This is a genomic window from Streptosporangium sp. NPDC049078 (assembly GCF_040648855.1).
Taxonomy (GTDB): Bacteria; Actinomycetota; Actinomycetes; order Streptosporangiales; family Streptosporangiaceae; genus Streptosporangium.
The window spans coordinates 99595-113014 of the sequence record NZ_JBEZEL010000009.1; the positions used below are offsets into that span (position 1 = coordinate 99595).

Annotated in this window: 9 protein-coding genes; 8 read left to right on the top strand and 1 reads right to left on the bottom strand. The window is 69.7% G+C overall.

Annotated elements, in window-relative coordinates; all coding sequences use genetic code 11:
• Positions 1 to 1069: chaplin family protein (locus tag AB0B90_RS16755; protein ID WP_362923239.1), on the top strand; the 1069-nt coding region annotated here is incomplete at its 5' end.
• Between the two features lie 218 nt (positions 1070 to 1287).
• Here the strand turns inward: AB0B90_RS16755 and AB0B90_RS16760 are convergent.
• Positions 1288 to 1473 (bottom strand): DUF5703 family protein, encoded by a 186-nt coding sequence (locus tag AB0B90_RS16760; protein WP_084195129.1) that lies wholly within the window; start codon positions 1471 to 1473, stop codon positions 1288 to 1290.
• A 157-nt stretch (positions 1474 to 1630) separates the two neighbouring features.
• Between AB0B90_RS16760 and topA the strand changes: the two genes are divergently transcribed.
• From topA to ricT, 7 genes are all read left to right on the top strand, one after another.
• Positions 1631 to 4285 carry a type I DNA topoisomerase gene (gene topA / locus AB0B90_RS16765; protein ID WP_350941620.1) on the top strand — a complete coding sequence of 885 codons (2655 nt, stop codon included), beginning with the start codon at positions 1631 to 1633 and terminating at the stop codon, positions 4283 to 4285.
• 328 nt (positions 4286 to 4613) lie between these two features.
• Positions 4614 to 6101: a metallophosphoesterase gene (locus AB0B90_RS16770; RefSeq protein ID WP_362923241.1), complete on the top strand. Its 1488-nt coding sequence runs from the start codon at positions 4614 to 4616 to the stop codon at positions 6099 to 6101.
• Positions 6102 to 6349: 248 nt separating this feature from the next.
• Entirely contained in the window at positions 6350 to 8410 is a 2061-nt protein-coding gene (gene tmk / locus AB0B90_RS16775; protein ID WP_350941618.1) for a dTMP kinase, read from the top strand.
• A gap of 30 nt (positions 8411 to 8440) precedes the next feature.
• Positions 8441 to 9622, top strand: coding sequence for a DNA polymerase III subunit delta' (locus AB0B90_RS16780; RefSeq protein ID WP_350941617.1), 1182 nt, complete (start codon positions 8441 to 8443; stop codon positions 9620 to 9622).
• A gap of 595 nt (positions 9623 to 10217) precedes the next feature.
• Positions 10218 to 10988 carry a hypothetical protein gene (locus AB0B90_RS16785; protein ID WP_350941616.1) on the top strand — a complete coding sequence of 257 codons (771 nt, stop codon included), beginning with the start codon at positions 10218 to 10220 and terminating at the stop codon, positions 10986 to 10988.
• Positions 10985 to 12139 (top strand): glycosyltransferase family 4 protein, encoded by a 1155-nt coding sequence (locus AB0B90_RS16790; protein WP_350941614.1) that lies wholly within the window; start codon positions 10985 to 10987, stop codon positions 12137 to 12139. Before AB0B90_RS16785 ends, AB0B90_RS16790 begins: the two co-directional genes overlap by 4 nt.
• A gap of 385 nt (positions 12140 to 12524) precedes the next feature.
• On the top strand, positions 12525 to 13376 hold the full coding sequence (ricT, locus tag AB0B90_RS16795; RefSeq protein ID WP_350943519.1) for a regulatory iron-sulfur-containing complex subunit RicT: 852 nt from the start codon (positions 12525 to 12527) through the stop codon (positions 13374 to 13376).
• The last annotated feature ends 44 nt before the right edge of the window (positions 13377 to 13420 follow it).

A 13420-nucleotide genomic window follows, 5' to 3' on the forward strand; every position in this document is an offset into this window, starting at 1 on the left:
GGCGGGTGGCAACGTCACGTCCGGCCGGGGTTCGGTGCTGGGCGGTAACCAGGTGGTGGCGCCGATCACCGCGCCGATCAACGTCTGCGGCAACGCGGTGGCGGTCCTGGGCGGAGCGTTCGCCGGTTGCCAGGGTGGCGCGTCCGTCGTGGGCGGCGGCGGTGGCGCCGGCGCGGGTGGCAACGTCACGTCCGGCCGGGGTTCGGTGCTGGGCGGTAACCAGGTGGTGGCGCCGATCACCGCGCCGATCAACGTCTGCGGCAACGCCGTCGGCGTGCTCGGCCAGGCCGCGGCCGGGTGCAGGGGCGGCGCCTCGGTCTCGGGCGGTGCGGGCGCGGGTACGGGCGCGGGTGGCAACGTCACGTCCGGCCGGGGTTCGGTGCTGGGCGGTAACCAGGTGGTGGCGCCGATCACCGCGCCGATCAACATCTGCGGCAACGCCGTGGCGGTCCTGGGCGACGCCGCCGCCGGCTGCCTCGGAGGCTCCCGCGCCGGTGGCCCGTCCGGGCGTCCGGGCGGCGGCCAGTGGGGTGGCCCCGGCGGTGGTCACTGGGGCGGCCCCGGTGGCCACGGCGGCCCTGGTGGGCACGGTGGGCACGGCGGTTACGGCAAGGGCCACGGTGACTGGGACTCCAAGCCCGGCAAGCACAGGACGAGCGGTCTGCTGCCCGCGTTCCCGGCCGTCCCGGCTCTCGGCGGCGCCGCGGGACAGACGTCCGCCTCCGGCATGTCGTCGACGACCGCGGACCGGTCGCGCTTCCCTGCCGCCGAGAGGCTGCCCGAGTTCCCCGCCGCCCCCGCCGTTCCCGCGGCGCCCGCGAGCGAGGTGGGCGACCGGGCCACGAAGGCCGGAAAGGGCTCGCTGTCGGCTCCCGTCGCCGACCTGACCTCCTCGACCCCGGCCGGAGCCCTGCCGGTCGGTGACCTGGGCCTGATGAGCGCGGCCCAGCCCGTCGGCGTGACCGGGATGAACGTCGGTTCTCTGGTCACCCTCCTGGTCGGTGCGCTGGCCGCGGCTGCCGCGACGGTCTTCGGCACCACCCGCCGGATCCGTTTCGGCAAGAAGTAGGGGAACGGGAAGCAAGGCGAGAAGTAAGACATTAGTAACCCATTGGACATGCTTTCCCAGAGCCGCTGAGGAAGGCACCTAAACGCCTCGAAGGCGGCGAGACAGGACGACCGCGCCCTCGTGGCGCGGCGTCCGCTCGGCCTGCGAGGCACCGAAGCTTTGCCCGTTCCGGGGGCGCGGCCCGGAGCGGGCAAAGCCATGTCCGGAGTCACCCGGAGTCACATCGTCCTGGTCACACGTATTATCTTTCGGCGCAGTCGAACGTCTCGGCGGCCGTCGGGATACAGTCGCAGGCGGTCGAGCTCCCAGTCGCCGTATTCTGCATGTTCGGTCAGTATCCGCCGGGCTGCGTCCCGGGATGTGCCACGCGGAAGGTGGAGGACCAAGTAGGAGTAGTCGAGCACAGCGATTAGTCTCCGAGGGTGAGCTGGGGGACGTCGACACTCATAGGGCTTTATTCTGCGTCCTTGCGGCTTCCCTTGGGAGTGTTCCCGGTCGAGACCGGGTAACCCGAGGGGAAGAAAACGGGGAACGAATGCGAACAGCGAGGTAGGAAGCAGCGTGCCAGCCAAGAACGGCAACGCCGGTGGAACCCGCCTGGTGATCGTCGAGTCGCCTTCCAAGGCGAAGACCATCGCCGGGTACCTCGGCCGCGGCTACGTCGTGGAGTCCAGCATCGGACATATTCGCGATCTCCCCGAGAAGGCCGACGACATCCCCGAGAAGTACAAGGGGGAGTCCTGGGCACGCCTCGGTGTCAACGTGGATCACGAGTTCGAGCCGCTCTATGTCGTCAACCACGACAAGAAGGCGCAGGTGAGCAAGCTCAAGCAGCTGCTCAAGGACGCCGACGAGCTCTATCTCGCCACCGACGAGGACCGCGAGGGCGAGGCGATCGCCTGGCACCTTCGTGAGGTGCTCAATCCCAAGGTGCCGGTCCACCGCATGGTGTTCCACGAGATCACTCCCCGGGCGATCCAGGAGGCGGTGGCCAACCCCCGCGCCCTGAACCTGAGGCTGGTCGACGCCCAGGAGACCCGGCGCATCCTCGACCGCCTCTACGGCTACGAGGTCAGCCCGGTCCTGTGGAAGAAGGTCAAGCCCCGCCTGTCCGCCGGGCGGGTGCAGTCCGTGGCGACCAGGCTCGTCGTGGAGCGCGAGCGCGAGCGTCTCGCGTTCACCAGCGCGAGTTACTGGGACCTGCAGGCGCTGCTCGACACCGGCCGCGACGAGATCCCGCACGAGTTCACCGCCATGCTGACCGGCGTGGACGGCAAGCGCGTCGCCCAGGGCCGTGACTTCGCGAGCAACGGCACCCTCAAGAACGCCGACGTGCTCCACCTGGACGAGCAGGCGGCCCGTGCCCTGGCCGGGCGCCTCGCCGGGGTCTCGTACAAGGTCAAGTCCGTCGAGCGCAAGCCGTACACCCGCAAGCCGTACGCGCCGTTCAGGACGACCACGCTGCAGCAGGAGGCGAGCCGCAAGCTGGGCTTCTCCGCGAAGTCGACCATGCAGGTCGCCCAGCGCCTGTACGAGAACGGCTTCATCACCTACATGCGAACCGACAGCATCACGCTGTCGGAGACCGCCGTCGCGGCGGCCCGCAGCCAGGCGATCAAGCTGTACGGCGCGGCGTACGTGCCCGACAAGCCGCGCGTGTACGCGAGCAAGGTCAAGAACGCGCAGGAGGCGCACGAGGCGATCCGTCCCTCGGGCGAGGAGTTCCGCACGCCGGGCGAGACCGGGCTGAGCGGTGACATGTTCCGCCTGTACGAGCTGATCTGGCAGCGGACCGTGGCCTCCCAGATGAAGGACGCGGTCGGCGAGTCGGTCACCGTCAAGGTGAACGGCACGTCGAGCTCGGGCGAGCTGGTCGAGTTCACCGCCTCCGGCCGGACGATCACCTTCCACGGCTTCCTGAAGGCCTACGTCGAGGGCGCCGACGACCCGTCCACCGACCGGGACGACTCCGAGAAGCGCCTGCCGAACCTCACCGAGAACGACCCGCTCACCGCGTCCGCGCTCAACGTGCTGGCGCACGCGACCAAGCCGCCCGCGCGATACACCGAGGCGTCGCTGATCAAGGAGCTGGAGGACCGGGAGATCGGCCGCCCGTCGACGTACGCGTCGATCATCGGGACGATCCTGGACCGCGGCTACGTCTTCAAGAAGGGCACGGCCCTGGTGCCGTCCTTCCTGGCGTTCGCGGTGGTGAACCTGCTGGAGCGGCACTTCGGAAACCTCGTCGACTACGACTTCACCGCCGACATGGAGAAGGTCCTCGACGACATCGCGAACGACCGGGCGGAGCGGGTGCCCGAGCTGCGCCGGTTCTACTTCGGCGCGGAGGGCGACGAGGGCCTGAAGGAGCTGGTCACCGACCTCGGTGAGATCGACGCCAAGGAGATCAGCTCGTTCCCCATCAGGGGCACCGACATCATGATCCGGGTGGGTCGCTACGGCCCGTACCTTGACCGCGACGGCGCCCGGGTGAACGTGCCGGAGGACCTCGCGCCCGACGAGCTCACCGCCGAGATGGCCGAGGAGCTGTTCTCCCGTCCGACGGGTGACAGGGAGCTGGGCAAGGACCCGGTGACCGGGCACGTGATCGTGGCCAAGGACGGACGTTACGGTCCGTACGTCACCGAGATCCTTCCCGAGGAGCCGCCGCCGGCCGACGGTGCCAAGAAGAAGACCAAGAAGGCCGACGCCGTCAAGCCGCGCACCGGCTCGCTGCTCAAGTCGATGTCCCTGGACACCGTCACCCTGGAAGACGCCCTGAAGCTCCTCTCGCTGCCCCGCGTGCTCGGGGTGATCGACGACCAGGAGGTCACCGCCCAGAACGGCAGATTCGGGCCGTACGTCAAGAAGGGCACCGACTCGCGCTCGCTGGCGTCCGAGGAGGAGATGTTCACGATCACTCTTGAGCGGGCCAAGGAGTTGTTCGCCCAGCCCAAGGCGAGGGGAAGGCAGGCCGCGGCGGCGCCCCCGCTGCGCGAGCTGGGCGAGGATCCGGTCTCCAAGAAGCCGATCGTGGTGAAGGAGGGGCGGTTCGGGCCGTACGTCACCGACGGCGAGACCAACGCCTCCCTGCGCAAGGGTGACGAGGTCGAGCAGATCACGACCGAGCGCGCCGCCGAGCTCCTCGCCGACCGCCGCGCCCGCGGCCCGGCGCCCAAGCGTCCCCGCACCACCCGTGCCAAGGCGAAGGCCTGACGTCCCGTTTCCAGGGTTTCGGGAGCTTCCAGGCACCTGGAGGCTTCGGGTCGTTGGAGCCCTCAGGCACCTGAGCTTCCGGGTTTTCGGGAGCTTCGGGGCTTCTGAGCCTCGGGAGAATCCAGACTTCTGGATTCTCGGGCTTTTGGGAGCCTGCGGGCTCCCGGGTTTCGGGGGCTCGCGGGCTTTCAGGGGCTTCCAGGCTTTTGAGCTTCCGGGCACCGGAACCCTTCCGGGTTTCTGAACTTCCGGCTTCCGGGAACGCATTCGTCGGCCCGGGCGTTCTTCGGAGCGCACCGGGAACGGCCGGTGGGCGCGGGAGGGGCGAGTGACGGTTGTGGGTTTCGTGTCGCTGGTCATCTGCGCGATCACGCTGGTCCACTTCTACCTGTGGCGTCGCCTGATCGGTTCGACCACGAGGCCCGGCCGGACCCGCCGGGTGCTGACGTGGGCTCTCGTCGCCCTGGCCGTGCTCGCCCCGGTGACGTTGGTCGCCTCCCGCAGTGAGTGGGGCCATTTCCTGGCCTGGCCGGGGTTCTTCTGGATCGCGGTGATGTTCTACCTCTTCGTGTTCCTGGTGATCCTGGAGATTCCCAGGGGCGTTGCCCTGCTGGTCCTGAGATGGACGGAGCGGCGGGCGGAGGGCCGCCCGGTTTCGCCTGACGCGGCCGACGCTCGGGGGAAGCGGACCGCGTTCATGGCCGCCCAGCCGGTGCCCGCCGCCCGGTCGGTGCCCGCCGCCCGGTCGGTGCCCGCCGTTCGGTCCGATGTCGCCGACCGGTCCGATGTCGCCGACCGGTCCGATGTCGACGGTCGGTCCGATGTCGACGGTCGGCCCGGGTTCGAGGCGGGGTCCGGGAGGAGGGCCGAGGCGAGTTCGAAGCCGGGGACCGAGATCGGTGGCGTGATCGTCGTTCCGGGTGCCGGGGACGCGCGGCGCGACGGAGGGTTCCCAGGAGGGTCGTACGGCCCGGCAGGGATGAGCAGGAGGCTGTTCATCGCCCGTACGGCGGCGGTCGCCGCCGGGGCGGGGGCGCTGGGCACGGTCGGGTTCGGGGTGAGGACGGCTCTCGGCGACCCGGTGATCGAACCGGTCAAGGTCGTCCTGCCCAGGCTGGATCCGCGCCTGAGCGGCCTGCGGTTCGCGGTGGTGAGCGACATCCACCTGGGCCCGCTCACCGGTACGGAACACGCCCGTCGCCTCGTCCGCATGATCAACTCACTGGAGGCCGACGTGGTCGCCGTCGTCGGTGACCTGGTCGACGGTACGGTGGCCGAACTCGGCTCGCTGGCCGTGCCGCTGAAGGACCTCGAATCCCGCTACGGCGCCTACTTCGTCACCGGCAACCACGAGTACTACACCGCCAACGGTCCGCAGGAGTGGATCGAGGAGTTGCGCGGGCTCGGCATCCGCCCTCTCGGCAACGAGCGCGTCGAGATCGCCCACCGGGGAGCCGTTCTCGACCTCGCCGGGGTCAACGATCTCGGCGGTGTCGTCTCGGGTGACGGTCCCGACTTCGAGCGGGCGCTGGGCGGTCGTGACCGTTCCCGGTCCACCGTCCTGCTCGCCCACCAGCCGGTCCAGGCCGTCCAGGCGGCGACGTACGGTGTGGACCTCCAGCTGTCCGGCCACACGCACGGCGGCCAGATGGTCCCGTTCAACCTGGTCATCCCGATGCAGCAACCGGTCGTCTCCGGCCTCGGCGAGGTGGACGGCACCCAGGTCTACGTGACGCGGGGCGCGGGCTTCTGGGGGCCGCCGGTCCGGGTGGGCGCACCGCCCGAGATCACTCTTCTGGAAGTCCGGAACGAGTGACCCCGGACACCCGGTCTTGGGCACACCTTCCCGGAGCCCGTGGCGAGCACCTCTGGAAATTCCACCGGAGGCACTTTTGGGGCCCCAACGGCAGCACCTCTGGAAACAGTCGTACCGAGCGCCTCTTTTCGCGGGTGTGACCTGCGGGGGGCGGTGCCGGCGTATTACCCTCGTGCGACGGGCAGCCGGGTATCTCCGCCTGGCTCGTGTTTTCCCAAGCCCAGCGAGCATCTGGATACGCTGACACTATGACCACCCCTGGCCGGAGCACCGCGCGACGCAAGACCCCCCACGTGCTGGCCAACGCCCCGTTCCGCAAGCTGTGGACGGCGATGTCGGTATGCAGCCTGGGAGACTGGCTCAACCTCCTCGCGCTGACCGCCCTGGCGGGCAATCTCACCGCGGCGTCGGGCTACCAGGTTCAGAGCCTGGCCATCGGCGGCGTCTTCGTGGCGAAGATGCTTCCCGCCATCCTGCTGGGGCCGCTCGCGGGGGCGTTCGCCGACCGGTTCGACCGGCGGCTGACGATGTTCTTCTGCGATCTCCTGCGCTTCGCGCTGGTGCTGTCGATCCCGCTGGTCGGCAGCTACCAGTGGGTGATCATCGCCACGTTCCTGGTCGAGTGCGTCAACCTCTTCTGGGTTCCGGCCAAGGACGCCACGGTGCCCAACCTGGTGCCCAAGGAGCGGCTGGAGGAGGCCAACCAGCTCAACCTCCTGGTCACGTACGGCACGGCGCCCGTCGCCGCGCTGCTGTTCGCGCTGCTTTCCGTCGCCGACGACGTCCTGGGCAGGCTGGTGCCGTTCCTCGCCCAGCGCGAGACCTACCTGGCGCTGTTCATCAACGCGCTCGCCTACCTGGTCTCCGCCGTCATCATCTTCTCGCTCAAGGACATCCCGAAGAGCGGAGCGCGGGCCACCTCCACGCCGTCGGTGCTGCGGCAGATCTTCGAGGGCTGGCGGTTCGTCGGCGGCAACCGGCTGATCCGCGGTCTGATCATCGGCATGCTGGGCGCGTTCGCCGCTGGTGGCGCGGTGGTCGGGGTGGCCAAGATCTACGTGGAGGCGCTGGGCGGCGGTGACGCGGCGTACGGCGTGGTCTTCGGCGCGGTCTTCGTCGGTATGGCCTCCGGCATGTTCTTCGGGCCCAGGCTGCTGAGGGAGCTGTCGCGGCGGAGGCTGTTCGGTCTGTCGATCGTGGTGGCGGGGTTCGTCCTCGTCGCGGTCGCCCTCGTCCACAACCTGGTGATCGTCGTCCTGCTGACCGTGCTGCTCGGCGCGTGCGCGGGAATCGCCTGGATCATCGGTTACACCATGATCGGGCTGGAGGTGGACGACAGCCTGCGGGGCCGTACGTTCTCCTTCCTGCAGTCGCTCGCCCGGGTGACCCTGCTGCTGGTCGTCGCGGTCGCGCCGACCCTGGCGGGCCTGTTCGGCGAGCGCCTGATCAGGGTCGGCCTGGAGCCGGTCTACCGGTTCGACGGCTCGAATCTGGTCCTGCTGGTCGGCGGGCTGCTCGCGGTGATCGTCGGGATCGTCGCGCTGCGGCAGATGGACGACCGCAGGGGTGTCTCGATCGTCGCCGACCTGTTCGCCGCGGTGCGCGGGGAGCGCTTCGCCCCCGAGAGCGCCGAGCAGGGGCGCGGGATGTTCATCGCGTTCGAGGGCGGTGAGGGGTCGGGGAAGACCACCCAGTCCAGGTTGCTCGCGATCTGGCTGCGTGACCAGGGCTTCGACGTGGTGCAGACCCGCGAGCCCGGCTCGACCAAGGTGGGGATGCGGCTGCGGGCGATCCTGCTCGACGCCGTGCACCAGGGACTGTCGGCGAGGTCCGAGGCGCTGCTGTACGCGGCCGACCGGGCCGAGCACGTGGAGAAGGTCATCCGCCCGGCGCTGTACCGGGGTTCGATGGTGATCTCCGATCGCTACGTCGACTCGTCGCTCGCCTACCAGGGCGCGGGCCGTGCCCTGGACACCGAGGACGTCACGATGATCAACAATTGGGCCACCGGGGGGCTCGTTCCCGATCTCACCGTGCTCATCGACACCCCGCCTTCGGTGGGGCTGGCCCGGCTGGGCGGGGCCGCCGACCGCATCGAGTCGGAGCCCCTGGAGTTTCACGAGCGCGTCCGTCGTGAGTTCCGGGCACTGGCCGCCGCCGAGCCCGACCGCTACCTGGTCGTCGACGGGACCCTGCCCCAGAACCAGATCTCCTCGATCGTCCACGACCGGATCCGCGAGATCCTGCCCGACCCGGTGCCGCAGGAGTCGGAGGACGTCACCGGGACGATGCCCGCGATCCGAGACTGAGCCCGCCTCCCTCAGCGGTAGGTTGGGGGCGTGGGAGTCTTTGACGATCTTGTGGGGCAGGAGCGGGCCGCCGCGACGCTCCGCCGGGCGGCGGCGGCCGGGGCCGATCTGCTGGCCGGAGGGCGCGGCGCCGGGATGACCCACGCGTGGTTGTTCACCGGGCCGCCCGGATCCGGTCGTGAGGAGGCCGCGCGGGCGTTCACCGCCGCGCTGTTCTGCCCGGACCAGGGGTGTGGCCACTGCGACATGTGCCACCAGGTGGCGGTCGGCTCCCACCCCGACCTGGAGATCGTCCGCCCGCAGGGGCTCTCGTACGGCATCAAGGACACCCGGCGGCTCATCCTGCGCGCGGCCGGGGCGCCGACGCTGGGCCGCTGGCGGGTCGTGCTGTTCGAGGACGCCGACCGGGCGACCGAGGGGGCGTCCAACGCGCTGCTCAAGGCCATCGAGGAGCCGCCGCCGAGGACGGTGTGGTTGCTCTGCGCGCCCTCCCCGGACGACATGATGATCACCATCAGGTCCCGATGCCGGATCGTCACGCTCGTCACCCCGCCCACCGCGGCGGTCGCCCACGTGCTGGCCACCCGTGAGAACGTGCCGCCGGCGATGGCGGAGTTCGCGGCGAGGGCCGCCCAGGGGCATATCGACCGTGCCCGCAGGCTCGCCCTGGACGGGGACGCGCGGGCGCGCCGCGAGGCGGTGCTGTCCATCCCCCGGTCGCTGACCGGTGTGGGGGAGTGCGTGATGGCCGCCGAGCGGCTGGTGAAGACCGCCGAGGACGAGGCCGCCGCGGTCACCGCGGTGCTGAACGAGTCGGAGATCACCGAGCTGCGGCAGGCCTACGGCGAGGGCTCCACGGGCAAGGGGCTCAACAGGGGCCTGATCCGCGGCGGCGCCGGGGCGCTCAAGGATCTCGAGGACCGTCAGAAGTCCCGGGCGACCCGTACCAAGCGCGACGTCATCGACGCCGCTTTGCTCGACCTGGTGGCGTTCTACCGCGATGTGCTGGCGGTGCAGTTCGGCGCGTACGTGGAGCTGGCGAGTGAGGACCGCCGCGCCGACCTGGACGCACTGGCCCGTGCCTCCACACCGGAAGACACCCTGCGCAGGATCGACGCGATCATGCGCTGCCGGAGGCGACTGGCGTCCAACGTCAGTCCGCAGATGGCGGTCGAGTCGATGACCATCTCGCTGCACCGGCCTGTGCTTTGAGCCGCGGCCGTCCCCGGACCGGACTGGGCGGGGTTCGCCGACCTTGAATGGGCTTAAAACGTCCTGAACCCGATTAAACCAGCCTGAACCAGCTGTGAACCGGCCCTAACCGCCTTACCAGGCCGATTCCGGACCGGTCTTATCCGGTCGTACGGGGCCACCGGACCCGGCTGTGAGATCACGCGGGGCTTGGGGTGCCGCTTTCAGGGAGTGCCGTCCAGGGGGCCGGTTCCACGCCGCGAGGGCCCGATTACCGCCCGCCGTCCCCGGGGCGCGGATCGACGGCGCGCTGCCCGCTCGTTCGTCGCGACATCCGGGCCGGGGCCGTTCGGGGAAGGCTCTGGCCGACATCGGACATTTTCCGGTTTTCCTGGTCGGTGGCTGAATATCTGCTGGTGGGAGGGTAGTTGGTAACTCTCATCAAGTAGTCGCTATCTGTCTGTTTCCGATTAGGTGGAACCATTCATCGCTAAGTCACCTCAAAGTACGAGTACGGGTCGTTAAGATTAAACGGCAAAATAGGATTATTTCGTTATAAATCGGTGGACAGTGTCCTGCTCTATGGGGATGAGCAGCGAGGACCGGGGGACTCTTGGTGAGCATTGGGGCACGTTACGGCGGGATTCCGCCCGCGAAGGAGCGGGCCGTCACGAGCCGTGTGGGCGAAGACGACACGCTGAGAATCGAGTGGCCGCAGCCGGTCCACGGGGCCGACGGGAACGATCCCGGGATCGTTCTGCGGCACGTGGAGACCGGCGAGGAGTGCGAGGCCACGAATCTGAAGGCACTCTCCGCCGGCATCTGGACGGCGTCGCGAGGCGGTGAGCCCATCGCCACCGACGACCCGGGGTTCTCGCTCGACGGCCTGTGGGCCTACGCGGAGACCCCCAGAAACCGAGAGATCAGGGCGTTTCGCACCTCTGTCGGGACGCTGGGCCTGCGGGTCCGCGAGGTCGAGCCGTACGTCGAGGTGATCCGCGTGACCGCGGAGGACGGGGTGATCGAGGTCGAGGGCGCCGTCGCGTACGGCGAGCCGATCCGGGGGGCGGCGAAGCTCGTGGCGGTGGCCCGCCGGGGACCCGAGCCCGTGAGCGGGCCCGCGAACTTCCAGGGGCGATGGTTCGACGGCGGGATCGAGATCGCGCCCATGGCCGAGGCGCAGGTACGGCGCCGGGTCTTCTGGGATCTCTACGCGGAGTTCTCCGGAACCCGCCTGCCGCTCGCGACTCGCCTTGACGACATAACGGATAAGAAGACCAAAATTCGGTTCCCGGCCCAGCGCGTGGGACAGGTGAGGGTCCGGCCGTACTACACCGAGACCGACAGCCTCGCCGTCGCGCTCAGCGTCGAGGAGGAGAGCGCGTGAAGATCTCCTTCCTCATCCTCAACGCCTACGGCATGGGCGGAACCATCCGCGCCACCTTCGACCTGGCCACGGCGATGTCCGAGCGGCACGAGGTCGAGATCGTCAGCGTCTTCCAGCACGCCGACGTCCCCTTCCTGCCGTTGGGCTCCCAGGTTCGCCTGCGGTCACTGGTGGACCTGCGGGAGGGGGCCAGGGTCCGCTGGCCGTACACGAAGAAGGCCGAGCGGCTGAGCGCGCGGGAGAGCGCGCTGATCCACCCCGAGGAGCGCGCGTACGCCTCCTTCAGCGCCTGGAGCGACGAGGTTCTCGTTCGCGAGCTGCGCAGGCTCCGCAGCGACGTGCTGATCACCACCCGCGCGGGGCTCAACATCATGGCCGCGAGGTACGCGCGCAAACGGGTCATCACGATCGCCCAGGAGCACCTGCACTTCGAGGCACACCAGCCCGGGATCTTCGAGGAGATCCGGACGTGGTATCCGAAGCTCGACGCCGTGGTGACCCTCACCGAGGCCGACGAGCACGACTACCGGAAGATGCTCGACGGAGCGCCCACCCAGGTGTTCACCATCGGCAACGGGCTGCCCGGCGGCCCGCGTCCGCGCTCCCGGCAGGAGAACCGGATCGTGCTGGCCGCGGGCAGGCTGGTGCCGGTCAAGGGGTACGACCGCCTGCTGAAGGCGTTCGCCCGGGTGGCCAGGGAGCGCCCGGACTGGAAGCTGCGCATCTACGGCGAGGGCCGGGTCGGCGACAAGCTGATCAAGCAGTCCGTCAAGCTGCGCCTGCACAACAACGTCACGTTCATGGGGCCCACGGGAGACATCGAGGGCGAGCTCGCCAAGGCCTCGATCCACGTGGTCAGCTCCCGTTTCGAGGGCTTCGGCATGACCATCATCGAGGCGTTCGCCTCCGGGGTGCCGGTGGTCAGTTTCGACTGCCCCCGTGGACCTCGCGAGATCATCACGCCCGGGATCGACGGGCTGCTCGTCCCCGCGGACGACGTGGACGCCCTGGCCGCCGGACTGATCCAGATGATCGACGACGAGGAGGGGCGCCGCCGGATGGCCGAGAACGCCCTCCAGACGGCCAGGAGCTACGACATCTCCATGATCGCCGACCGCTGGGAGAAGTCCTTCGCCGAACTCGGCCGCTGAGCCGAGCCCGCGCGCCGGGCGGAGCGCATCGGACGGGACACGTGGGCCGGAAGGAGGCCGCAGGCGGGGAGAGCGCGGACGGGGCGGAACCCGTGGGCCGGGCGAAGCAGCAGAAGGCCCGGCACGGCGTCTCTGTGATGTGGAAGTCGAACTGCTCTCCCATTCCCGGCATTCAGGCCCCGGGGTTCCTGAAGGGGAGCGGACCGAGCGGGTGACGGCGGCTCGGACGGTTCGCGAGCACGGCCGGGCGGTGTCGCGTGCCCGGCTCGACGACGCCGGAGCCGGGTGGCTTGTCCATGATCGCTCTCGGATGGCACCCCACATCCGAGGGCATGACGCATAAGGTGAGCACGAGCCGTACCCCCAGGTTTGGAGCCATATGGGCATGATCATGGCGGTGAGTTTCACCCGCTACGGCAGGTTGTACTACCTCGATCCCGGTGAGCACACCCCCAAGGTCGGAGACAAGGTGCTGGTTCCCACCGACGCGGGCCCCGAGGTGGCCGAATGCGTCTGGGCGCCCCAGTGGACGAGCGAGGAGGTCGGCGGGCTGCCGGTGTGCGAGGGCATCGCGACCGAGGAGCACCTCACCCGCGACGAGGGCAACAAGCGGCGCCGCGCCGAGGCCCGCAGCGTCTCCAAGCGTCTGATCAAGCGGCACGCGCTGCCCATGAAGGTCGTCGGCGTCGACTACACCGACGCAGAGAACGTCTACACGGTCTATTTCTCCGCCCCCCAGCGGGTCGACTTCCGAGCCCTCGTCCGCGACCTGGCACGCAACCTGCGCGCCCGGGTGGAGCTGCGCCAGATCGGCCCCCGCGACGAGGCCCGCCTCCAGGGCGGCATCGGCCCCTGCGGCCGCGACCTGTGCTGCGCCACCTTCCTCAAGGACTTCGAGCCGGTCTCCGTCCGGATGGCCAAGGACCAGGACCTGCCGGTGAACCCGCTGCGCATCGCGGGGGCGTGCGGACGGCTGATGTGCTGCCTGAAGTACGAGCACCCCCTCTACCTCGACGCGCACAGCAGGATGCCCCGCGTCGGGCTGAAGGTCGACACCCCCGAGGGGGCGGGAACCGTCGTGGGCCGCAACGTGCCCTCCGACTCCGTCGTGGTCCGCCTTGAGGAGGGCGGCCGCCGCTGCGCGTGCCCGTCCGCGTCGGTGTGCTCCCCGCGCAAGCAGCACGACGCGGCGTACGGGGACGCGGTGAAGGTCGCCGACGGCGGCCCTGAGGGATGACCGGAGGCCGCGCGGGCGCCCGGGTTTCAGCGGCCGCCCGAGCC